22 protein-coding genes and 1 tRNA gene are annotated in these 22,509 nt (G+C 68.9%); 11 read left to right on the top strand and 12 right to left on the bottom strand.

The window, feature by feature from the left end; all coding sequences use genetic code 11:
• Nucleotides 1–153 precede the first annotated feature (153 nt).
• Nucleotides 154–783: an NUDIX hydrolase gene (locus tag NKJ07_RS01920; RefSeq protein ID WP_318568911.1), complete on the top strand. Its 630-nt coding sequence runs from the start codon at nt 154–156 to the stop codon at nt 781–783.
• Entirely contained in the window at nt 770–1,183 is a 414-nt protein-coding gene (locus NKJ07_RS01915; protein ID WP_318568910.1) for a desampylase, read from the top strand. Before NKJ07_RS01920 ends, NKJ07_RS01915 begins: the two co-directional genes overlap by 14 nt.
• Before the next feature lie 3 nt (nt 1,184–1,186).
• Here NKJ07_RS01915 and NKJ07_RS01910 read toward each other — a convergent pair whose 3' ends face one another.
• Nucleotides 1,187–1,654, bottom strand: a complete 468-nt coding sequence (locus tag NKJ07_RS01910; protein ID WP_318568909.1) for a DC1 domain-containing protein — start codon at nt 1,652–1,654, stop codon at nt 1,187–1,189.
• A gap of 146 nt (nt 1,655–1,800) precedes the next feature.
• On the opposite strand from NKJ07_RS01910, the gene NKJ07_RS01905 reads away from it, so the two are divergent.
• On the top strand, nt 1,801–2,517 hold the full coding sequence (locus NKJ07_RS01905) for an SDR family NAD(P)-dependent oxidoreductase (RefSeq protein ID WP_318568908.1): 717 nt from the start codon (nt 1,801–1,803) through the stop codon (nt 2,515–2,517).
• A 15-nt stretch (nt 2,518–2,532) separates the two neighbouring features.
• On the opposite strand, the gene kynU is transcribed toward NKJ07_RS01905, so the two are convergent.
• On the bottom strand, nt 2,533–3,795 hold the full coding sequence (gene kynU / locus NKJ07_RS01900; RefSeq protein ID WP_318568907.1) for a kynureninase: 1,263 nt from the start codon (nt 3,793–3,795) through the stop codon (nt 2,533–2,535).
• Between the two features lie 81 nt (nt 3,796–3,876).
• On the opposite strand from kynU, the gene NKJ07_RS01895 reads away from it, so the two are divergent.
• The gene (locus NKJ07_RS01895; protein ID WP_318568906.1) at nt 3,877–4,821 is read left to right on the top strand and encodes an alpha/beta hydrolase; all 945 of its coding nucleotides are present in this window, start codon (nt 3,877–3,879) and stop codon (nt 4,819–4,821) included.
• A gap of 37 nt (nt 4,822–4,858) precedes the next feature.
• Here the strand turns inward: NKJ07_RS01895 and NKJ07_RS01890 are convergent, their stop codons facing one another.
• Nucleotides 4,859–5,887, bottom strand: a complete 1,029-nt coding sequence (locus tag NKJ07_RS01890) for an AIR synthase family protein (protein ID WP_318568905.1) — start codon at nt 5,885–5,887, stop codon at nt 4,859–4,861.
• Between the two features lie 263 nt (nt 5,888–6,150).
• On the bottom strand, nt 6,151–7,386 hold the full coding sequence (locus NKJ07_RS01885; RefSeq protein WP_318568904.1) for an MFS transporter: 1,236 nt from the start codon (nt 7,384–7,386) through the stop codon (nt 6,151–6,153).
• Nucleotides 7,387–7,560: 174 nt separating this feature from the next.
• Between NKJ07_RS01885 and NKJ07_RS01880 the strand changes: the two genes are divergently transcribed.
• Complete coding sequence (locus NKJ07_RS01880; RefSeq protein ID WP_318568903.1) at nt 7,561–8,811, top strand: RNA-guided endonuclease InsQ/TnpB family protein; 1,251 nt, start codon at nt 7,561–7,563, stop codon at nt 8,809–8,811.
• Between the two features lie 59 nt (nt 8,812–8,870).
• Here NKJ07_RS01880 and NKJ07_RS01875 read toward each other — a convergent pair whose 3' ends face one another.
• The 5 genes from NKJ07_RS01875 to NKJ07_RS01855 form a co-directional block, all read right to left on the bottom strand.
• Nucleotides 8,871–9,800 carry an alpha/beta fold hydrolase gene (locus NKJ07_RS01875; RefSeq protein WP_318568902.1) on the bottom strand — a complete coding sequence of 310 codons (930 nt, stop codon included), beginning with the start codon at nt 9,798–9,800 and terminating at the stop codon, nt 8,871–8,873.
• 165 nt (nt 9,801–9,965) lie between these two features.
• Nucleotides 9,966–12,182 carry an amino acid permease gene (locus NKJ07_RS01870; RefSeq protein WP_318568901.1) on the bottom strand — a complete coding sequence of 739 codons (2,217 nt, stop codon included), beginning with the start codon at nt 12,180–12,182 and terminating at the stop codon, nt 9,966–9,968.
• 54 nt (nt 12,183–12,236) lie between these two features.
• The gene (locus NKJ07_RS01865; RefSeq protein WP_318568900.1) at nt 12,237–12,749 is read right to left on the bottom strand and encodes a universal stress protein; all 513 of its coding nucleotides are present in this window, start codon (nt 12,747–12,749) and stop codon (nt 12,237–12,239) included.
• Between the two features lie 216 nt (nt 12,750–12,965).
• Complete coding sequence (locus NKJ07_RS01860) at nt 12,966–13,379, bottom strand: DUF7975 family protein (RefSeq protein WP_318568899.1); 414 nt, start codon at nt 13,377–13,379, stop codon at nt 12,966–12,968.
• Between the two features lie 67 nt (nt 13,380–13,446).
• Nucleotides 13,447–14,763: an MFS transporter gene (locus NKJ07_RS01855; protein ID WP_318568898.1), complete on the bottom strand. Its 1,317-nt coding sequence runs from the start codon at nt 14,761–14,763 to the stop codon at nt 13,447–13,449.
• Nucleotides 14,764–14,948: 185 nt separating this feature from the next.
• Here NKJ07_RS01855 and NKJ07_RS01850 point away from each other — a divergent pair, with 185 nt between their 5' ends.
• Nucleotides 14,949–15,587, top strand: a complete 639-nt coding sequence (locus tag NKJ07_RS01850; RefSeq protein WP_318568897.1) for an adenylate kinase — start codon at nt 14,949–14,951, stop codon at nt 15,585–15,587.
• A 135-nt stretch (nt 15,588–15,722) separates the two neighbouring features.
• On the opposite strand, the gene NKJ07_RS01845 is transcribed toward NKJ07_RS01850, so the two are convergent.
• Nucleotides 15,723–16,340 (bottom strand): TetR/AcrR family transcriptional regulator, encoded by a 618-nt coding sequence (locus tag NKJ07_RS01845; protein ID WP_318568896.1) that lies wholly within the window; start codon nt 16,338–16,340, stop codon nt 15,723–15,725.
• A gap of 108 nt (nt 16,341–16,448) precedes the next feature.
• On the opposite strand from NKJ07_RS01845, the gene NKJ07_RS01840 reads away from it, so the two are divergent.
• The 5 genes from NKJ07_RS01840 (at nt 16,449) to NKJ07_RS01820 (ending at nt 19,948) form a co-directional block, all read left to right on the top strand.
• On the top strand, nt 16,449–16,985 hold the full coding sequence (locus tag NKJ07_RS01840) for a DUF1707 domain-containing protein (RefSeq protein ID WP_318568895.1): 537 nt from the start codon (nt 16,449–16,451) through the stop codon (nt 16,983–16,985).
• 187 nt (nt 16,986–17,172) lie between these two features.
• Nucleotides 17,173–18,114: a DUF106 domain-containing protein gene (locus NKJ07_RS01835; RefSeq protein ID WP_318568894.1), complete on the top strand. Its 942-nt coding sequence runs from the start codon at nt 17,173–17,175 to the stop codon at nt 18,112–18,114.
• A 98-nt stretch (nt 18,115–18,212) separates the two neighbouring features.
• A complete protein-coding gene (cmk, locus tag NKJ07_RS01830) occupies nt 18,213–18,791 on the top strand; it encodes a (d)CMP kinase (protein WP_318568893.1) in 579 nt (192 codons plus the stop codon).
• A 5-nt stretch (nt 18,792–18,796) separates the two neighbouring features.
• Nucleotides 18,797–19,705 (top strand): RNA-guided pseudouridylation complex pseudouridine synthase subunit Cbf5, encoded by a 909-nt coding sequence (locus tag NKJ07_RS01825; RefSeq protein ID WP_318568892.1) that lies wholly within the window; start codon nt 18,797–18,799, stop codon nt 19,703–19,705.
• A 172-nt stretch (nt 19,706–19,877) separates the two neighbouring features.
• Nucleotides 19,878–19,948 (top strand) — tRNA-Pro (locus NKJ07_RS01820).
• A gap of 312 nt (nt 19,949–20,260) precedes the next feature.
• Here the strand turns inward: NKJ07_RS01820 and NKJ07_RS01815 are convergent.
• Complete coding sequence (locus tag NKJ07_RS01815; RefSeq protein WP_318568891.1) at nt 20,261–21,772, bottom strand: hypothetical protein; 1,512 nt, start codon at nt 21,770–21,772, stop codon at nt 20,261–20,263.
• A 253-nt stretch (nt 21,773–22,025) separates the two neighbouring features.
• The gene (locus tag NKJ07_RS01810; protein ID WP_318568890.1) at nt 22,026–22,466 is read right to left on the bottom strand and encodes a hypothetical protein; all 441 of its coding nucleotides are present in this window, start codon (nt 22,464–22,466) and stop codon (nt 22,026–22,028) included.
• Nucleotides 22,467–22,509 lie beyond the last annotated feature (43 nt).

The following is a 22,509-nucleotide window of genomic DNA, read 5'->3' as shown; positions in this document are numbered from 1 at the left end:
CAAGATATCAGTATAGATATTTTCGGGTGGGTCGCGAACGCGGAGCGACGCGCCGTCGGACCGGGTCGGGCGGGGTCCGTTCGGTCCGACGGGGGGAGGTGGACCGGCACGCACCGAAGAGGACTTCACCCCCCTCCCCGCATTGACACGTATATGAGTACAGCGGAGGGTCGGTCCGCCTCCACCGAGTCGGACCCCGAAACCGAGTCGGCCGCGGAGTCCGGGGCCGCAGCCCAGGCAGAGACACCTCACAAGAACGCCAGACAGGACGTCATCGCCGTCGACGCCGACGACGAACCACAGGGACTCGTCAACCGCCTCGACGCCCACACGGGCGACGGCGTCCGCCACCGCGCGTTCACCTGTCTCGTCTTCGACGGCGAAGGACGCATCCTTCTCGCCCAGCGCGCGCCGACCAAGCGACTCTGGGACACCCACTGGGACGGGACCGTCGCCTCCCACCCGGTCGAGGGCCAGAGCCAGAAGGAAGCGACCAGACAGCGGCTCGAGGAGGAACTCGGCATCACGCCCGAGCAGTACAACGACCTGCGCGTGACCGACCGGTTCGAGTACAAGCGCTACTACGAGAACGCGGGACTGGAGTGGGAGGTGTGTGCCGTCCTGAAGGTGACGCTGGACGACACGGCGCTGGACCCCGACGAGGAGGAGATCGCGGGCATGCTCTGGGTCGACTACGACCACCTCCACGACCACCCGCAGTGGTACCGCCAGCTCCGACTGTGCCCGTGGTTCGAGATCGCGATGCGGCGTGACTTCGCCTGAACTCCGCTTCGAGCGGGCGGTCCACGATCGCCTCCTCGAGCACGCGCGTGAGGGCGCACCCGAGGAGATCTGTGGCGTTCTCGGCGGGCGGGCGGGGAGCGTAACGCACGCCGAGCGCGTCCCGAACGTCGCGTCGACCCCCGAGACGCGGTACGAACTCGCTCCGGCCGCGACGGTCGAGTCGATCGATCGGCTCGAGACGGACGCGAGCGAACACCTCGGCTTCTACCACTCCCATCCCCGGGGACCGCCTGAACCGAGCGCGATCGACGAGGCCGAGGCGACGTGGCCGGGCTACGTCTACTGCATCGTCTCGGTACCCCAGTCCACCGTGCGCGCGTGGCGGTGGACGGGCGAGGCGTTCGAGCGACTCGCCGTCGCGGTCGAAACGCCACGGTGACGGTCAGGCGAGTCCCTCCTCCTCGTCCCACGCCCAGCCCTCGTCGACCTTCTCGCGCGCGGCCCGCTGGTCGTCAAGGGCGTAGCCGCACTCACCGCACGTGTACTCCGAGCCGAACTCGTTGATGTTCCAGTCGTTCAGCACGGTCCCGCACCGCTCGCACTGATACTCCAGGTAGCCGACGTCGCCCCCGCGGGTCGGCTGAACGTCGCCGCGGGTCGACCGCGCACCCGGCTGTGACGAGGCGTCGAAGCGCCGGGTTCGCTCCGTCCCGAAGACCGTCCCCAAGAGCCAGCCGAACGCGCCGAACGCGAGGCCGAAGAGGCTGAGCAACCCGCCTAGCGACCCGGCGAGGGAGACGGCTCCACTGGTGAGCGACGCCACGGCGACGGAGACGATCAGCCCCGGTACGCTGAGTTTGCCGACCGTCGTCGCGCGGTCGTACTTTCGCTTCGCGATCTTCCACGCCATCGTGTCGGAATACGTGACCTTTTGGCCTAAATCCCGGGGCTGGGTCGAGCGTCGAGTGGCGCTCAGGGCCCTCGGTGGCGGACGCAAGCGGCGGCCAGCGCCGACCGAACGGGAACGTCTTGTGTCGCCGGATCCGACCCCCGGACGTGACGACCACCGACGAACGTGACGTCGAACTGCACGACTCGCTCGACGGGCAGGTAGCGCTCGTGACCGGCGCGAACAGGGGAATCGGCGCGGAGATCGCCCGTCGACTCCGCGACCTCGGCGCGACCGTCTACGCCGGCAGTCGGAGCATGGCGAACGAGACCCCCGACGGCACCGAGCGCGTCCTGCTCGACGTGACCCAGGAGGGCGACATCGAGGCGGCCGTCGATGGGATCTTCAACGAGGTTGGGCGGCTCGACGTCCTGGTGAACAACGCGGGGATCATCGGACCCGACGGCGACGTCGTCGCCGCGCCCACGGTCGAGACGGACCGGACGCTGGCGGTCAACCTCCGCGGGCCGATGCTCCTCTGCAAGCACGCCGTTCCGCTCTTGCTCCAGGGCGACGGCGGCCGCGTCGTCAACGTCTCGTCGGGGATGGGCGCGCTCGGCGAAGGGCAGAGCGGCGGGTCGGCAGCCTACCGGGTCTCGAAGACGGGGCTGAACGGCCTCACCGTCTACCTCGACGGCGAGTACGGCGACGACGGCCTGCTCGCTAATTCGGTCTGTCCCGGCTGGGTCCGAACGGAGATGGGCGGCGAGGACGCCGCGAAGTCGGTCGAGGAGGGTGCCGAAACCCCGGTGTGGCTCTGTCGGTTCCGGCCGGGCGCGCCGTCGGGTCGCTTCTGGCGGAACCGACGCGTCGTCGACTGGTGAGCCACGGTCGGGGGGTCACGTGACGCCGCTCGACGCCGGATACGCCTCGTAGCGGCGCTCGTCGAGGATCTCTTGCAGCCGAAAGACGACCTCCCAGACGTCCACGAACCGAGTGTACAGCGGTGCGGGGCAGACGCGGACGACGTTCGGCGGGCGGTAGTCGACGACGACACCCGCGTCGCGGAGCGCCGCCGACACGCGGTCGGCCTCGGGGTGTTCGACGGCGACGTGGCCGCCGCGTTCCTCGTGTGTGCGCGGGGTTCCGACCGAACACTCGGGCAGGCGCTCGTCCACGAGGTCGATGAGGTAGTCGGTCAGCGCGAGCGACTTCTCCCTGGCCGCCTCGACGCCGCCCGCGTCGGCGAGGACGTCGAGCGCGCCGTCGAGCGGCGCGGCCGCGAGGACGGGCACGGTGCCGATCTGGAACGCGCCGGCGTGGGGAGCAGGGTCGTACGTCATCGCCATGTCGAACTGCGTCTGCTTGTCGTTGCCCCACCAGCCCGCGAGCGCGGGCGTCGCGCCGAAGTGGCGGTCGTTGACGTACAGGCCCGCGACGGCACCCGGGCCGGCGTTGAGATACTTGTAGTGACACCAGACGGCGAAGTCCACGTCCGAGTCGGAGAGCGCGTGGGGGACGACCCCCACGGAGTGTGCGAGATCGAAGCCCGCGAGTGCGCCCGCGTCGTGAGCCGCCTCCGTGATGGTCTCGACGTCGAACAGCTGTCCCGAACGGTACAGCACCGAGGGCAGGAACACCATCCCCACGTCGTCGTCGATGGCGGCGAGGACGTCCTCGGTGGCGACGGTGCGGCCGTCGCGGCTGTCGACCACGCGGAGCGCCTCGTCGGGGTCGACTCCTCTGGACCGAAGCTGGGCGCGGATCGCGTAGTGGTCGGTCGGGAAGTCGAGCGCGTCGACGACGACTTTCGAGCCCCGGTCGCGGTCGTAGAACGTCCCGACGAGCGTGTGGATGTTCACCGTCGTGGAGTTGGCGACGACGACCTCCTCCCGCCGAGCGCCGACGAGCGGCGCGAGTCGCGCGCCGAGGCGCTCGCCGTAGGAGAACCAGTCGGGGTCGGCGTCGGTCCACCCGCGGATGGCGAGGTCGCGCCACTGGTCGACGGCGCGCTCCAGCGCGGCCTCGGCGTCCGCCGAGAGGAGCCCGAGCGAGTTGCCGTCCATGTACAGGTCGTCCGCGGGGAGGTGGAACCGCTCTCGGAGGTCCGAGAGCGGGTCCGCCGCGTCCATGCGGCGGGCGGCGTCGAGGGAGGTGTCCATGCGCCGACTCAGGGGTGGACGGCGCAAGTAGCTTTCCGCCCCCGTCGTGGCTGTTTTACCCTCGCTCGTCCCTCCGTGCGTATGGCCGACGCCGCGGACGAACTCGACGCACAGGCACAGGCAGTGGTCGACGACGTCTCCGAACGGGGCGTGCCCGAGTGGTCCGCGCTCTCCGTCGAGAGCGCCCGTCGACTCGAAGACGAACTGTTCGCAGCCAGCGGCCCACTCGCGTTCGCGCGCGTGACCGATCTGGCGATCGACGGGCCCGGCGGGGAGCTGCCGCTCAGGGTCTACCACCCCGATCCCGGAACCCGGCTGCCGGCGCTCTGCTTCTTCCACGGCGGGCTCTGGGCACTGGGAACGCTCGATTCGATCGACGGCGTCTGCCGGCGGCTCGCCCGCCGCGCCGGTCGGATCGTCGTCTCCGTCGACTACCGGCTCGCGCCCGAACAGCCGTTTCCGGCCGGGCTCGAAGACTGCGTGACTGCGGTCGAGTGGGTCGCCGAGCACGCCGCGTCGCTCGGCGCGGACGGGGGTCGGCTCGCGGTGGGCGGAACGAGCGCCGGCGGCAACCTCGCCGCGGCGACCTGCCTCTTCACCCGCGAGTTCGGCGGCCCCGGGATCGAGGGCCAACTCCTCCTCTATCCGATGGTCGACTGCTCGCTCGACTACCCCTCGTACGACGAGCAGGCGGACGGGCCGCTGCTCACCCGCCGCGACGTGGCGTGGGCGCACGAGACATACCTCCGCTCGCCGGTCGACCGGTACAACCCGTTCGCGGCGCCGATCCGCGCCGACTCGCTCGACTCGTTACCGCCGGCGCTCGTCGTCACGGCGGGGTTCGACCCGCTGCGCGACGAGGGGGCGGCCTACGCCGACGCGCTCGCCGACGCCGGCGTTCCGACCCGACACGACCACGAGCCAGCGATGCCACACGGCTTTCTGAGCCTCGCCGCGGAGGTCGACGCCGCGGACGCGGCGCTCGACCGGGTCGTCGATGTCTTAGAGAGCGGGTTCGCGGTCTGATCCGCCAGCGTCACCGAGAGCGCACCAGTGGTCGCGCTCAGTCGGTCGCCGACGCCTCCGCGAGCGCGGCGTACACTGGCCACGAGGAGTCACCCACCGGCGGGTCGACGGCGTCGCCGTCGAGCGTGACGCCGTCGCCGTCGGCCACGCGCCCGACGACGCCGGCGGGGATTCCTGCCTCCCCGAGCGCCCCGACGACGTCGCCGGTCACCGCGGGGTCAGTCGCGACGACGAGCGTCCCGGCCGTGGTCGCGGTCCAGGGGTCGAAGCCGAGCGCGTCGGCCGCCTCGCGCACCATCGGCCGCCACGGCACCGCCGAGGTGTCGACGTCGAATCGGACTCCGGCCGCGCCGGCCATCTCGAAAAAGGCCCCCAGCAGGCCGCCTTCGGTGGCGTCGTGCATCGCGCGGACGCCGCCGCGGCCGGCCTCGCTCACGACCCGGGCGTCGCGGACGGCACCGGCCTCGTCGAGCCGGGCCTGGGCCGTCGCGAGGTCGTCGCCCGACAGCGGGGCCGCGTCGGGGAACAGCGAGGTGAGGAGGCCGGTCGCCTCGACCGCGGGCCCCTTCGTGACGAGCAGGTCGTCGCCGGGGCGGGCACCGTCCGGCCGGATCACGTCGTCGTGGTCGCCCACGGCGAGGGCGGTCGCGGCACCGACCCAGGGGAACGAACAGTCGGCGTAGCGGGCGGTGTGGCCGGCGGCGATCGAGACTCCCAACTCCCGGGCCTCGTCGCTCCACGCCTCCCAGAAGGTGGCGAACTCGTCGTCGCCGAAGTCGGGCGGGAGCGACAGCGACACCGTGAGGTGCGTCGGCGCGAGCCCCGACACCGCGACGTCGGCGAGGACGATGTCGAGCGCGAAGCGGGCGGCGCGGTCGAAGCCGAGCCGAGGGAGCACCGAGACGGGGTCGGTGGCGACGACGAGCGCCCGCCCGCCGACGTCGAGGACGCCGAAGTCGACGCCGTGGGTCGGCCCCAGACGGACGTCGTCGCGGTCGGCCCCGAGGTTCGGGTAAAGGTACTCGGTGAAGAACTCGCGGTCGACTTTGCCGAGTTCCGTCTCCATGCCCCCGCTGGGGCGGCGACGCTCAAAGCCGTGGCGCTCCGAGACGAGATCAAAGGAGGTGGCCGCGACGGGTGGCTGGCGTGCGGCCGACTTCGCTCATGAAGGGCGCAGGCCTCCAGGCATCCCGTGATCCGTGCGTGGGTTCCCTTCCCTACGCCAGGCGTGACTCGTCACGCCGGGGATATGAATCTCACTAAGTTCGCTCGGTATCTCGGGTGAGCGGAGGGGAGCGGACAATAGATCCGGTGACAGGTCCGGAGTTCTCAACCCCGGGTGGCGACGACGACGGCGACCGTGCCCACGGCGGCGGCGGCGACCGCGGTCGCGACCGTCGAGAGCCGGACGGCGTCCGCAAAGCCCAGGTCGACCCGCGTCGCGGCGACGGCGGCCCCGAGGACGACCGGGGCGGCGGTGCTTCCGAGTCGGCCGACCGACTCGCCGGCGCTCACGAGGCCGCCGCGGACGTCGTCGGTGGCGACCGCGGTGAGCGTGCTCCGGTAGAGCGTGAGGACGACGCCGAAGCCGGCACCGGCGACGACGCTCGCCGCGCCCACGACGACGATCGACGGCGCGACGCCGACGAGCGCGACGCCGCCCGACAGCGCGACGAGCGAGACGAGAAGCGGTATCCGGCGGGAGTCGAAGCGGGCGGTGAGCCGGCCGACCTGCGTCGACCCGAGCGAGGAGGCGACGCTCGCGAGCGCGACGACCGCACCGGCGTGCCCGGGCGTCCCGCCGAGCACCCGAACGACGAGCAGCGAGTTGTGGGTGAGGAAGACGAACCAGAGGAACGAGGGCATGGTCCGGCCGACGAGCGTCGCCGCGACGTCCGGGCGACGGGCGAGCGCGGCGAGCGCCCGGACGTTCCACGACGCCCGACCGCCGTCGGCCGCGACCTCGGGGTCGGTGTCGACGCCGCGGGTCGGTTCCTCGAAGGCGACGAGGACGACGCCGGCGGCGACGAGCGCGACGGCGTAGAGGACGAACGGGGCCTGCCACGCGACGCCGATCAGCACGCCCGAGACGAGGGGGAACACCGTCAGCGAGACGCCGACGGTGGTAAACCGGAGCCCCTGGGCGGTGGCCTCGCGGGCCCCCTCGTAGAGGTCGCCGACGCTGGCGATGAGCACCGGGGCGACGCCCGCGTAGCCGACCCCCTGGAGGAGCCGGAGGGCGAGCACGACCGTGAAGTCGGTCGTCGCCCCGATCGCGACGCCGGCGGTCCCGAACAGCGCCAGTCCCGAGGCGAGGACGGGCTTGCGGCCGTAGCGGTCGGAGACGACGCCGACGACAGGGATGAGCACCACCGCGGGGGCGGTGAAGACGGCCATGAGGAGGCCGATTCGCGCTTCGCCGACGCCGAGTGGGGTCGTGAGCGAGTCGAGGATGGGCGAGATGACGCTCGCACCGAGCGGGGAGGCGACGCTCGCGAGCAGGAGGACCTGGAAGCTGCGGTCGTCGATGACGGAGGCGTCGTCGCCGGCGAGGCGCTCGAACACGGCCGACGTTGTCCGAGGGTGGAATTGAGCCTTGCTATCTTTCTTTGAGGAGAGAACCCCACCTTTCAGGGCGGGAGTGAATCCGACAACTCCTGCACAGACCACTGTCGATTGCAGGCCGGATATTCCACGCTAATCCACATCATTAACTAGAATTGTCTACATAGGCTATGTGTGGCGATTCAGGTCACTCGCACCTACGATGGTTCCATCCAGAACCACCGGCAGGTCTGCGATGGGCTTGATTCGCTCGGCGATTCCGCCTCGAAAATCTGGAACGTCGCACGATGGACAGCCGCCCGCATCTGGGATGTGACAGGCGAAATCCCAGGCGAGGGCGTGCTGAAATCGTATATGAAGAACCAGTCGTGCTGGAAAGACTTGAACGCACAATCTAGTCAGAAAGTCATCGAAGAACTTTCTGACGCTTTCCAGTCATGGTTTGACCTGCGACACAAGTTTGACGAGGCAAATCCGCCCAGCTACCGCAAACACGGCGACAAACGGCCACGAAGCACGGTCACGTTCAAAGCAGACGGGTTCAAACACGACCCCGAGAACGACCGCGTCCGACTCTCGAAAGGGAAGAACCTGAAAGCACACTGGTCGGACTTCCTGCTCTGTGAGTACCAGACTCGACCCGACGTTGACCTCTCGAAAGTCAACAAGGTGCAGAACGTTCGCGCCGTCTGGAACGGCGACGAGTGGGAACTGCACTTCGTCTGCAAAGTCGAACTTGAAACGAATGACTCGGCAGGCGAGGGAGTGGCAGGCATCGACCTTGGCATCAAGAACATCGCCACGGTAGCATTCCCCGAGGAATACGTTCTTTACCCCGGCAACTCGCTCAAAGAAGACAAGCACTACTTCAAACGTGCTGAGTACGAGACTGAGGGGGAGAACGGCCCGTCCGAAACATCGATGTGGGCACGTCAGAAACTCACAGAGCGCGAAACCCATTTCTACCACACGCTGACGGACACCATCATCACAGAGTGTGTCGAACGCGGGGTTGGAACGCTCGCGGTGAGTTGGCCTGAGAAGGTGCGAGAGTCTGACTGGGGCAAGACCGGGAACAAGAAATTGCATACATGCGCGTTCGATCGCATCTACCAGTACCTCGAATACAAGGGCGAGATTCGTGGCGTTGAGGTGCTGAAGGAGAACGAGTGGGATACATCGAAGACCTGCTCGAAGTGTGGTGATGACACGAAGTCGAATCGTAAGCACCGTGGGTTGTACGTCTGCTCGTCGTGTGGGTTGGTCGGGAATGCGGATTGCAACGGGGCGGAGAACATGCGCCAGAAGATAACTCCGAGTCCTCACGGTGAGGAGAGGAGTAACGGCTGTGTGGCACAGCCATCGACATACTTGTTCGACCGCGAGAGCGGGACGTTTCGCACGAGAGAACAGGTCGTGTCGTAGACCGGCAAATATCCCAACGTGCGGTACGGGAAGCCCCGGCGTTCACGCCGGGGAGGATGTCACCTCTCGGTGTCCGTCCCACAGAAGTCGATCAGTTCCTCGGCGACCGCCGTCGCCTCCTCGTGTTGGACCCAGTGGGTGGCCTCCTCGAAGTAGCGGAGCGAGCCCTCGTCGCAGAAGTCGAGGCTCTCGCGGGCCATCGACCGTTCGAGGAACTGGTCCCGTGCGCCCCACAGGATCCGGGTTGGAACGCGGACCCGCTCCTCCCGCGGCGTCGGGCGCTCGCGGACGATCGCGCGGTACCAGTTCACCATCGCCGCGTACGCGCCGGACTGAGACCACGCCGTCCGGTAGCGGTCGAGATCCGTCGCCGAGAACGTCCCCGGGCGGGCCGAGTCGCGGAGCGCTCGGGTGGGGATCGCCCAGTCGTTCAGGCGGGCGATCCGTTCCGGCAGGGAGGGAAGCTGGAAGAAGAGCACGTACCACGACTTCAGTTGTTGGCGCGGGTTCCGGCGGAGGGTTCGCTCGAACACCGTCGGGTGTGGGACGTTCAGCGCCACGACCCGGCCGAGTCGGTCGGGGTGGTGCAGCGCCGTCCACCACGCGACGGCGGCCCCCCAGTCGTGGCCCACGAGGGCGACCTCGTCGTACCCGAGTTCGGAGAGCAGACCGACGACGTCGCCCGCGAGGTAGTCGATGCCGTAGGCGTCGACGCCGCCGGGTTTCGCGCTGAGGTTGTAGCCGCGCTGGTCGGGCACGAGCACGCGGAAGCCCGCGTCGGCGAGCGGCCGGATCTGCCGGTGCCAGCCGTACCAACACTCGGGGAAGCCGTGTAGGAGGACCACGGGCGGACCGTCTTCGGGGCCGGCGACGACCGTGTGAAGCGTGACGTCGCCGACGTCGACGTAGGCGCTCTCGGCGTCGAGTTCGGCGACCGAGTCGGCGGTGAGACCGGGTGGGGCGGACCGCGAGGATCGCGACTGGCTCATACGCGAGTGTGAGGAGCCACGACGGATATACTGTCGGCTCACGGGGCACGACCGCCAACCGGCACTCGGTGGGGACGGTCGGGCCGTGCGGGAGCCGCGACGGCGGGGGAACAGAGAGGCGAACGGAGAGCAGACGGAGGGCGGACGGAGACCGGGCGTCGCGTTTCAGCCGAACAGCCGTTCGCGCAGGCTCCGGTCGCGCTTGCGTTCGGCCAGGAGGACCGAACAGTCCACCTCGTAGAGGACGTCGAGGACGAGCGAGCCGCGGACCAGCCGTCCGAGGAGGCCGCGCTCGGTCGCCCCGATGATGAGCAGCGACGCCGCTTCGGCGTGGCGTTCGATGGCCGCCTCGACGTCGCCCGACTCGACGATGAGGTTCGCGTCGGCGATGTCGTGGTCCTCGGCCCACTCGGTGAGGAACGCCTCGCCCGCCGTGACGTCGTCGGCGACGTGCAGGAGGTCGATCTCCGAGCCGTACTCGTCGCGGAGCATCCGCGCGACCCCCGCCGAGAGGTCGGAGTCGGGGCCACCCGCCGTCGGCACGAGGATGCGGGAGGGATCGAAGCCGCGGTCCTTCAGGACGAGGAAGTCACAGGGGAGCGAGTGGGCGAGTTCGTCGATGGCCGACTCGGCACGCCCGGGCGAGCCGTGGGCGCCCGGCCCCCAGCCCATGATCGTGAGGTCCGCGTCGTAGGTGCGTGCGGCGTCGAAGATCTCCTCGAACGAGCGGTGCGAGAGGACGGTGTGGGTCTCGACGGTGACGCCGAACGTCTCGGCGTCCTCGCGGGCCTGCTGGAGCAGGCCGCGGGCGGCGTCGAAGTCGTCCTGTTGCCGCGCGGATTCGAGGGCCGTCTGGTCGGGCACCTGCACGATGTTCATCGCGACGACCGTCCCGTTGCGCTGTTTGGCGATCGCGGAGGCGAGCGTGATGAGGTCTTTCTCGTGGCCGGGGTTTGCGATCGGCACCATCACGCGGTACTGGCCGCCGTCGGGCTGGACGCTCGTGGCGGCGGAGACGGCCGATTCGGGCATCTCCTCGGAGCGGCTGAGGATGTACTGGCCGAGGATGCCCTGCTTCGTCGCCCGCGACCGAGCGTAGAGTAGATACCACAGCGCCGCGAAGACGACGAACGCCATCGAGAGACCGATGACGAACGGGTTGATGAAGGCGATGAGCGCGAAGGAGATGATCGCGCCGACGATGGGGACGACCGGATAGAACGGGACCGTGTAGGCGGGTTCGTACTCCGCGGGGTCGGCCTCGCGCATCACGATGAGCGCGATGTTCAACAGGCCGTAGATGACCAGGTGCAGGGTACTGCCCATCGTCGACAGCGTCTCGATGTCGCCGAAGAGGATGAACAGTAGGATGAACACGCCCGTGAGCGCGATCGATCGATAGGGTGTCCCGAACCTGGGGTGGATGTTGTTGAGTTTCTTCGTGACGATCTGGTCGCGACCCATCGCGAAGTTGATCCGCGAGGAGGCGAGGATGGAGGCGTTCGCCGACGACGCCGTCGCGAGCAACCCACCGAACAGCAACGCGACCGCGCCGATCGGTCCCAGGAGGAACTGTGCGGCGTCGACGACTGCAGTCGGATTGTTCGCCACGAGTGAGTTGTCGACCGCCGCCAGCACCACGAGGAGGACGAGCGCGTAGACGGTCGTTACGATGAGGACGCTCCCGATGACGGCCCGCGGGAGGTTCTTGCCGGGGTCTTTGATCTCCTCGGCGACGGAGGTGATCTGGACGAAGCCGAGGTAGGAGACGAAGATGATACCCGTCACCGGAAGGAGCGCGGTGTAGCCGTCCGGCGCGAAGGGGCGAAGTGTGGCGAGGTCGGCGTTGAGCGCGCCGAACGCCGTGAACACCGCCAGGATGCCGACGAGCGTGACGACGATGTAGTTCTGGAGTTTCCCCGTCTCCTTCGCGCCGACGTAGTTGACGAAGACGAAGAAGGCCCCGCCCGCGAGCGCGATGATCTTCGCCGACGTCAGGGTGAGCGGCCCCAAGACGAGATCCGGGAAGGTGAAGAACTCGTTGACGTACTGGCCGAAGCCGAACATGTAGAACGCGGAGGCGAAGGCGAGCCCCATCCAGTTGGCCCAGCCGGCGATGGAGCCGAACAGCGGCCCGAGCGCGTGGTTGACGTAGTAGTACGCCCCGCCGGACTTCGGCATCGCCGTCCCGAGTTCGGAGGCAGACAGCGCCGTTAGCAGCGCGATCGCGCCGCCGAGGACGAACGCGCCGGCAGCGAGCGGGCCGGCCTCCGCGACCGCGACCCCGGGGAGCACGAAGATGCCGGCCCCGATCATCGTCCCCACGCCGATCGTCAGCGCGGCGAGGGGACCGAGGTCTTTCGCGAGTTCCTCGTCGCTCACGCCGCTGCACCTCCGTGTCGCGCGATCGTGAGCGGCGCGGCGTCCGAGTCGCCGTCACTCATCGGTGTCCTCCGTGTCCGTCGCGTCGCCGGCGTCGGTGTCGGCGTCGTCGGCCGCTTCCGCGGGGCTCGGCAGGACGACGACCGGCAGGTCGCTCTCGTGGACGAGCGCGTCGGCGACGTCGGCGCTGAAGAGGTCCCACCACCACCTGTGCCCGCGGGGGGTGAACACGATGGCGGTCGCGTCGACGTCGTGAGCGGCCCTCAACAGCGTCTCGGCGACGTCGGTGCCGTACAGGAGTTCGGTCTCGACCGCGACGCCCGCCGCGCTGGCACGGTCGCGGACGAGGTCGAACGCCTCCTCGGCGATCCCCTCGCGCTGTTCCACCGACGCCTTGTCGGGCGCACCGCCCGCCTTCTCGACGACGTGGGCGACCGTTATCCGCCCGTCGGCGGCCGCGATCCGGTCGAGCACCGCGTCGGCGGTGATTCGGGCGTCGTCGACGCTGGCGACGGGAACGAACGGTCTGGAGAGCAGGTTCGACGGGGGAGTGTCGTCCTCAACCACGTCCGGGACCCCCAGGGTCGGCTGTCCGTACGAACGCTCGCGGTCTGTTTCTCGACTGTGGGCTCATTGACGCCGGCTATGAGGTCAGGTGTCTTAGGTCGTTCCCCTCCCGGCGACAGTGTGCCGGGCTGTCACGGGGTCGGCGGTCGTGTCCAGCCCGCACGGGCCGCACGGGCCGCACCGTCCGATGACCGCCCGGGCGGCCGACGACTCGGATCAGATCTGCGTGACCCACGCGCGGTAGTCGTCGTCGCGGCCGTACACCTCGGTGAAGGCGCGGTCGACGAAGCCCGCGAGACGGTTGGCGTCCGACCGGGCGGTGATCCGGAGGTTCGTCCCCTCGCTCTCCTCGGGCGTGTGCACCTCCTCGATGCGGAACTCGCGGAACTCGTCGAGGAGCGCCTTCAGCCGGTCGTGTTCGTCCTCCGTGACGTCGAGGTTGAACGTCTTCTCGGCGAACTGGAGCCACGGTGCCGCGAGCGGGTCGCCGTCGTCGTCCGTGCCGTCGAGGTCGGGGTCGGCCTCGACGGTGATCGTGAGGAACGGGCTCCCGCGCTTGCGGTGGGCCGTGACGGCCTCGGCGAACAGTTTTCGGCGTTCCGCCGGGGTGTCGGCGTCGAAGCGAGTCATGCGCTCCGGTTCGTCGCGGGGGCACAAACCGGTGGCGTTCCGAGCCCGGCGGGCGCTTCGGTGTCCGTCAGTCGTCGCCAACGGCTTCGCGGGCGCTGGGGCCTGCGTCGTCGTCGTCGGGCGAGACGGGGCGGAGGAGCAGCGCCGCGACCCCGGCCGCCACGAGGAGCGCCGCCCCGAGGAGGAACGAACGCGACCAGCCGAGGGCGACGACGAGCGCGCCGGCGACCGTGCCGCCGACGACGCCGCCGGGGATCTTCGCCGTGTACACCGCGGCGTAGTTCTCCGAGGAGCGCGCCGCGCCGTAGTAGTCGGCGACGAGCGTCGGGAAGATGCCGAAGACGGGGCTGCGGAAGAAGGCCGCACAACCGACGAGCGCGACGAACGGCACGGCCAGCCCCCGGGCACCGGCGACGACGCTCCCGGCGAGCGCACAGCCACAGACGACGAGCGACACGCCCGCGGTCCGCTCGCCGCCGAACCGATCGGAGAGGCCGCTCACGATCAACACGCCGGCCCCGTCGGCGAGGGCGATCGACGAGGCGACCGTCGTCGCCACGGTCGCCGAGAGTCCGAGCCCGGTGGCGAAGCTGACAGACTGCCCGACGAGCATGAGCCCGACGCCGTTCACCACGACCAACACGGCGTAGAGCACCCAGAACTGCCACGTCCCGATCGCCGTGCGCCAGCCGACGCCGTCGTCGAACGGCGTCTCCGCGTCCCCGTCGCCGGTACTCTCGACGGCGTCGGACTCGGCCGGGGCGTCACTGTCGTCTGCTTGGTCGCCGTCCTCGCTCGGCCGGTCGCGGCCCACGCGGTCGGGATCGCGGACGAGCCACGCGCCGAGCAGGCCGCCGACGCCGACCACGCCGCCGAGAGCGACGAGCGTGGTGGTGAAGGCGTCGTCGATCGAGCCGCGGAGGAGCGGGATGAAGAGGACGCTGGTCCCGCTGTACGCCATCGTCACGAGACCGGTCGCGAGCCCGCGGCGGCCGTCCTCGGGGATCCACTTGACCGGCGTGTTCACCGCGACGGTGTAGGCGATGCCGGCACCGACGCCGCCGAGGGTGTACGCGACGGCGACCACGGGAAACGAGGTGGCGACGCCGACGCCGGCGTAGCCGACGAACAGACAGGCGGCGGCGACCAGGAGGACGTTCCGCGGGCCGTAGCGGTCGCGGATCCGGCCGGCGGGGAGTTGGGCGAGCGTCTGGGCGGCGACGAACAGCGTGAAGACGGTACCGAGCGCGGGGCCGGAGATGCCGGGGAAGCGAGCGCCGACCGCGCCGCTGATCGACGACCAGACGAACTGGTACGAGCCCGCCGTCCCCATGAGGACGGCGGCGACGCCGACGAGGAGCCAGCGGCGGGAGGGCCGAGCCATCGTTCCGGTCAAGAGCGAACGGGGACAAGTCGGTGTCGGATCGGCTGCACGTCGATCGGCTCCCGTTGGGGGGGTGAGGCTGGCGGCCGAACGGACCCGACGACTCCACACTCGCTCCGTCGTCGGCGCGTGCGGCGACGAACCGATTCTTCAACTCTTTAACCCCGGGGTGGCTCGGTGGAGATATGAGCAAGCACATCCTGCTGCTCGGCGCTCCCGGTGCCGGCAAGGGGACGCAGTCGAAGCGCCTGGCCACCGAGTTCGACCTCGAACACGTCACGACGGGCGACGCCCTGCGCGCCAACAAGGACATGGACATCTCCCACATGGACACGGAGTTCGACACGCCGCGTGCGTACATGGAGGCGGGTGAACTCGTTCCCGACGCGGTCGTCAACGAGATCGTGAAGACGGCGCTTTCGGACGCTGACGGCTACGTCCTCGACGGCTATCCACGAAACCTGGATCAGGCGGAGTTCCTCTCGGAGATCACCGACCTCGACGCGGCGGTGTTCCTCGACGTGAGCGAGGAGGAACTCGTCGAACGGCTCACCGGACGCCGGGTCTGTACGGAGTGCGGGACGAACTACCACGTCGAGTTCGCGCCGCCCGAGGAGGAGGGCGTCTGTGACGACTGTGGCGGCGAACTCGTCCAGCGGGACGACGACACCGAAGAGACCGTCCGCGAGCGGCTCCGGGTCTACTCCGAGAACACCGAACCGGTCGTCGAACACTACCGCGAGCGAGGCGAACTCGTCGAGATCGACGGCGAGGGCACCCCCGACGAGGTGTTCGAGGAGATCGGCGCGGTCGTCGACGAGTAACCGGACGCGTCGGAACGGTCGTTACGCCGCCGGGTCGGCTTGGAGTGGCGCCAGCCACCGGCCGCGGAGCAGTGAGAATCGGGCGGTTGACCTCCTCCCGCGCCTGAAGACGCGGGTATGCGCTCGCACTATGTATCAGAGCACGTCCGCCGGTGGGGAGACGTCCTCGCGGAGAACGGTCGTGCGGAGGTACCGGTCGAGTTCGCGCCGGACCGCGGCGTCGACCGCGTCCATCCGAAGCGCCATCGCTGCCCCCGCGGTGCCGTTGGCGGTCACGAGCAGGTAGCCGGCGACGTCCTCGGGGGCGACGTCGCGGAAGACGCCTTCTTCAGCCCCTTCGCGGAGTATCTCGACGAACAGGTCGATGACGGACTGTTCGTACGCCGTGAGTCGCTCGCGGAACCGGTCGTTGTGCGGGGCGTGCGAGAGCAGTTCCATCATGGCGACGTTGATCCCGCGGTCGACGTCGTCGGTCGGGTCGCCCACCAGCACGTCGAGCGCGTCGTACAGCCGCACGACGGGGTCGTCGTCGAGGCCGGCGAGTCGCTCGCGGTTGCGCTCGATGGCCCAGTCGAGGAAGGCGACGACCAGATCGTCCTTCGTGTCGTAGTGGTAGAAGAAGAACGCCTCGCTCTTGGCGGACTCCGCGGCGACGTTCTTCGTCGTCAGGCCGGCGTAGCCGTGTTTCGACAGTGCGCGCTCGACGGCCCGGACGACCTCCGCCCGGGCGGCCGAGGGGGGGCGATCACTCATCGCTCGTGTACAGCGTTCGCGATTATAAGTGCGTGTTCACTCGTCGACGTGTTGACTGAGCGTTCACTCAAAACGCTTATCACGCCGCGGATTGAGCGTTCACTCAGGATGTCATCTCGATCGATCGCTCCCCCGTCGGCCGACTCTCCCCGGAGAGGCGAGCGAGCGGAGCTCTCGGAACGGACGTCGGCCGTCGCCGGACTGACGACGCTTTCGATCCTCGCGGTCGCGTTCGGGGCGATGGCGCTCGGCGTGCCGTACTTCTGGGTCGCGTTCCCCGTCGGCTTCGGCGGGGTGTTGCCGGTCGTGGTCGCCTACACCGCCCGCCGTGACCGAGACGCCGGTCCCGCAGCGGCCGGAACGGGGCCGGAGAGAGATTCGGACGACGAGGCACTGGATGCCCTCCGGCGTCAGTACGCCCAGGGTCGGCTGACGGACGCGGCGTTCGAGCGCCGTGTCGAACGGTTGTTGGAGGCCGAGACGGTGGGCGACGCGACGACTTGGACGCGATCGACACGAGACGATTCGCTGAACGGCGACCGGATCGACGGAGACAGAACCCACGGGGACAGGATCGACGGCGACGACCCGAACAGGATGTCGGACGTGGACGACGTGACCGACGCGACGCGCGACCGCGCGTAAAAACGATCTGCTGTCTGGACGCGGCGCACCTGAGACCACGTCCAACTCTCCGATCTCGACGCTCGGATACCGCGGCAGGTGACGGGGGTCGAACGGGGAGACGTCCGGCGTCGACGGGTCGTCACGGGTGCGTCGGCCGCGCGCCAGAGTAAAAGCTTCATAACGGCTGGTTGCCTACGTCGGGGCAATGGCACGGACAGAGCAGAAGGTGCGCGACCTCGTCGGCGACGACGACGGCATGCGGGCGGCGGTCGAGACCGTCCTCTCGCACGTCGACGGCGACGCCGAGGGCGAAGTGACGTGGGTCGACGTGAAAGGCGACCTCACGAGCGGGCAGTGGGGCCGGCTCATCGAGCGCGGGATCCTCGTCGAGGGTGACGCCGGCTTCCGCCTCGCCGACACCGAGGAGGTCCGCGCGGGCCTCAACGGCTCGACCGACGCGGCGGCCGCGTCGACCACCACGTCCACCTCCTCGGGGGACGACGAGGTCGAGAGTTCCTCGTGGTCGAAGTACGACAAGGGTGCCGCCGTGGTGACCGTGGCCCTGTTCGCGGGCTACTCGTGGGCCCCGCTGCGGAACCTCATCGGCACGGCCATGGACGTCGCGCTGGGGCCGCTGGCGGAGCTCATGCCGTTTTACGCCGTGGTGATGATCCTCGCGCTGGCGACGGGACTGTACTCGACGCTCCTGCAGGCGAACCTCATGGACATGGAGAAGATGTCCAAGTATCAGGATCGGATGAAAGACATCCAGAACCGGCGGAAAAAGGCCAAAGAGGAGGGGAACGACGCGGAGCTCGACCGCATCCAAGAAGAGCAGATGGAGGCGATGGGCGACCAGATGGGCATGTTCAAAGAGCAGTTCCGCCCGATGGTGTGGATCATGTTCTTCACGATCCCGGTGTTCCTCTGGATGTACTGGGGCATCGGCATCGGCGCGAACGCCGAGGCGCACGTCCCGCTGCAGAACCTCGTGCTCCCGCTCGTGGGCGAGGTCGCCTGGACCGACCAGGTGCTCGGCCCGATCCAGGCGTGGATCGTCTGGTACTTCCTCTGCTCGATGGGCTTCACCCAGATCATCCGCAAGGGGCTCAACATCGACATGACGCCCACCGCGTCGTCGTCCTGATCGGGCGCACGGCGTTCGACGGGGCGACACGCTCGCCCCTCGTGCCGGCGGCTCCGCGTACCGACAGTGTCTTTTAGCACGCCGGGCCGACTATCGATATGTTACTCACCGTCTCCGGGCCCCCCGGCAGCGGGAAGAGCACCACCGCCGCCGCCCTGGCGAAGGCGTTCGATCTCGAGCACATCTCGGGCGGGGACATCTTCCGTTCGCTCGCCGAGGAGCGCGGGCTCTCGCCCGTCGAGTTCAACGAACTCGCCGAGGAGGACGAACAGATCGACCGCGACCTCGACCGACGGCTGTACGAGATCGCGAGCGAGCGCGACGGCGTCCTGCTCGAATCCCGGCTCGCGGGCTGGCTCGCGGGCGACGAGGCCGACATCAAGATCTGGCTCGACGCGCCGCTGAACATCCGCGCCGAGCGCATCGCCGACCGCGAGGACAAGCCGTTCGAGACGGCGTACGACGAGACCCACCGCCGCGAGCGGAGCGAGGCCAAGCGCTATCAGGAGTACTACAACATCGACATCGACGACCGGTCGATCTACGACATCGTCTACAACACCGCGCGGTGGAGTCCCGAAGGAGTGTTGGGGATGCTCACCACCGCCGTCGACTCGTACGATCCGAACTCGGACGAAGGGAAGGCTCCGGTCGACGGCGTCATCTACGAGTTTTAACGCCCGTGTCTCTCCGTGCCCCACCCGCCGATCGCCCGCGGTCGGACGTCGAGACGTTCGGCGTCGTCAACGTCGACAAGCCGCCGGGCCCCTCCGCACACCAAGTCGCCGCGTGGGTCCGCGACCTCGTCGGGGTCGACCGCGCGGCCCACGCGGGGACGCTCGACCCGAAGGTGACCGGCTGTCTGCCCGTCCTCCTGGGCGACGCGACACGCATGGCACAGGTGTTTCTCGAGGGCGTCAAGGAGTACGTCGCCGTGCTCGAACTCCACGGGCCGGCCCCCACCGATCTCGAAAGCGTGATAAAAGAGTTCGAGGGCCCGCTGTACCAGAAACCCCCGCGGAAGAGCGCCGTCACCCGCCGGCTCCGGGTTCGGGAGGTGTACGCGATCGAGGTGCTCGACACGAAGGACAGACAGGTGCTCCTCCGGCTCCGGTGTGAGTCGGGGACCTATATTCGAAAGCTCTGTCACGACCTCGGCCTCGCGCTCGGGACGGGCGCGCACATGGGCCACCTCCGCCGAACGACGACGACGCCGTTCGACGACACCTCGCTCGTGACGATGCACGACCTCGCCGACGCGGTCGCGTTCGCCGACGGGGGCGACGAGGGACCGTTCCGCGACGCCATCTCGCCCGCCGAGCGCGCACTCGTCCACCTCCCACGGGTCACGATCGCGCCCTCCGCCGCCGAGCAGGTCGCGACCGGCGCGCCCGTCTACGCGCCAGGCGTCATCGGCGTCGACCCCGCGCGCGAACCGGTCGCGGAGACCGGGACTGGCGTCGACATCGAGGCTGGCGACCTGGTCGCCTGCTACACACCCGACGGCAGTGTGGTCTGTCTCGGCCGCCTGGTCGGCGATCCCGACGCCGAACGCGGCGAGGTGGTCTCGCTGGAGCGCGTGCTGGTCTGAGGGGTGGATCGGTCTACGTTCCGCCCGGCACGCTCGGGAGGCGAGAAGGCCGGTTCCTCGAACGCGACATCGGATCGCCGAGCGACTGACCCCCGGGTGCGTCTGCGTCGCACGGCGGTAGGGAAGCGAAGCGCTTAACCCGGGGACGGGCTTTCGTCGACATACACCACGCGGGACCGTGGGGTAGTGGTATCCTCTGCGGATGGGGTCCGCAGGACCTGAGTTCGATTCTCAGCGGTCCCACTTCAGTTCTCGCGGCAACACCGACGAACAAAGTGAGGAGCGTGCGCCGCGTGTCGAGTCCACCGGTGAGAATCGGACGAACCGAGTTCGATTCTCAGCGGTCCCACTGCTTCAGCGAAGAATGGGACGGGGAGATGCCCGCCAGGGTATCTCAGCGTACCCCCCGCCCGTTCTCACGAGGCAGCACAGGTGCCGGCTCACGCGGCGCTCCCGATGGTGCTCTCTCCGGAGGGTATCGGGTGTACTGCCGTATCGCTCTCTCGGCGGCCCGAACCTCAAGGGCGAAACCAGTTCGGCGACCAGCGCGTCGTGTCAGTCGCCCGCTCCGTTCGCTCCTCCGCCGTTCTGGTCGTTCTTCCCGTTGCCCTTCTCGTCACCTCGTCCGTTCTCTCCCTTCTCGTCACCTCGTCCGTTCTCTCCCTTCTCGTCACCTCGTCCGTTCTCTCCCTTCTCGTCGTTCCGCCCCCTGCCGTTCTCCTCACCTCGTCCGTTCTCTTTCCCCTCTGGCTCGCCGCTTTCCCCCTCCCGATCGTTTTCTTCCTCGCCCTGATCGTCCGCACCGCGTTCGCCTTCCGCGTCGTCTTCCTCGGTAGATCGGTCCTCCTCGTCGCGTTCGCCCTCGTCGTTTCTCTCACCGGGCTGATCGTCTTCGTCGGCCTCACCGCTCTCACCGCGTTCGCCCTCGTCGTCTTCGGGAGCCTGTACCGTCACCCCGTCCGTTCCGACGATGCGCCTCCCGTCGGTCGTTTCTCCGACGAGTTTCGCCGTCGTCTCGCCGCCGTCGAAGCCGGTGTCAGGCGTGGGGAAGTGGAGCACGAGATCGTCGCCGCCGGTGCCGTCGACGTCTTCGAGGTGCCCGCCGTGTGCGGCTCGGGCACCGTCTCCCTCGCCGACTACGCCCGGAGGTCCGAACCGGAGTGTGCCCACTGCCACGTCCTCCGGGTCGAGCTCGTCGGTGCCGAAGAGCGCGACGGGGACGACGCCCCGGCTCTTCGGATTGATCCGCGAGCGGACGTCGATCTCGGCCTCGACGGTGCTGTCGCACGCTCGTGAACGGATCGTCACTCTCTCGTCGAGCGCGAGCGACGTCCGCTCGGGACTGCTTCGCCCGTCGGGGAACGAGAGGACCTGCCAGTCGGTCACTTCGCCGTCGTAGTAGTTGTCTCCCCAGAGGGCAGCGTCCTCGTTGTACGCGGGGTCGATCGTCAGGTCGAAGCCGTCGCCGAGCGGGCGGAGCGCACCACCGTCGGTTCCCGAGCTGCCCCAGGTCCAGTCGATAGTGTGTGTGTTCCCCGAGACGTCCCAGCGGTCGTAGTTCGAGCCCGCCGGCTCGCCGGTGTCCTGGTCGAGGTAGAAGTCGTCCTTCACGGTCCACTCACCGTCCGCGAGGCTGTCGCCGCGCAGCGTCCAGGAGACGCCCCGTCCGCCGTCGCCGCCGAACGCGCCGTGGACGACGACCAGGCTCAGCCCGTCCGGGCCGTCGTACAGGAACGTGATCGTCGTGTCCTCCTGCTGGAGGTCCTCGGTGCCGACCGAACCGTAGTAGGGTCCGGACCCCGGATCCGTCGCACCGTTGTCCCCGGTGAACCGATCGGGGATCCGCAGGTCGTACAGTTCTTCGACCGGTTGATCGCCCGACAACGGCGTCATCGGGACGCACTGATCCCCCTGGACGGCGGAGTAACCGCCGGAGTCGGCGGCCGCCCGCCCCGTCCCGACCGGGGTTGCGAGCGCGCCGGCGGCGGCCGCGCCACCGATCGTGCGGAGGACGTCCCGTCTGTCGAGGCTGAGCGGCCGATCGCGGTCGCTTCGTTCTTCTGTCATTTTGTTAACCCGTTGTCGAGAGCGAGAGTGTTTCACTTAGTTATAGCCAGTCTACACGGCAGAGTATCAGGTTACGGATACTTTTCGCCGGAGTAGACCGTGTCTAGACGAGACGTTCGGCCCTTTCCGACGGCGACGGTCGTAGTCGTCCGGTACTCCCGGTCGGTGAAGCGCTGCGTCCGTGTTCGGGCCCGACCGGGTGGCGAGCAACGGGCCACCGCGCGACGCCGACGGGGAGACGCGATGGGAACGGCTACGACAGCCGGCCGCTGCCGACGTACGCGAGCCCGAGGCTCCCGGCGAGTATCGACACACCGAAGGCGAGATCCGGGAGCGGAGCGGCCCGCTGTCCGACGGAACCCGCCAGGACGAGCGCGATTGCGGCGGCGGACGGGAGCGGATGGGCGGCCAGTTGCTGGACGAACGCCCGCACCGACCAGTAGGCCGCCTCCAGCAGTGACACGCCGACCCGTCCGACGGGACGTGTTCCGTCGGGGCGGTCGACGCGCTCGAACCCGTCGAGATCGCCGCGGGCGACCGTCCAGATCTCGCCGCTGTGGATCCGCTCGCCGTCGGCGTCCACGATCAAGAGGAGCGTGACGGTCGCGTCGGCCGTTCCGACGACGCGGTAGGCGCCGTCGGGGAGGTCGGCGTCGACCGGTCGGAGGTGATCGTGGACGGACAGGGAGGACATCACCGTACTGGATTCCGTGCACAGTCCCATAAATCCGGTCGGG

Origin of the sequence: Salinigranum marinum (assembly GCF_024228675.1) — an archaeon.
GTDB lineage: Archaea > Halobacteriota > Halobacteria > Halobacteriales > Haloferacaceae > Salinigranum > Salinigranum marinum.
The sequence above is the reverse complement of the archived record's forward strand: the minus strand, read 5'-3'. Positions and strand labels throughout refer to the sequence as shown.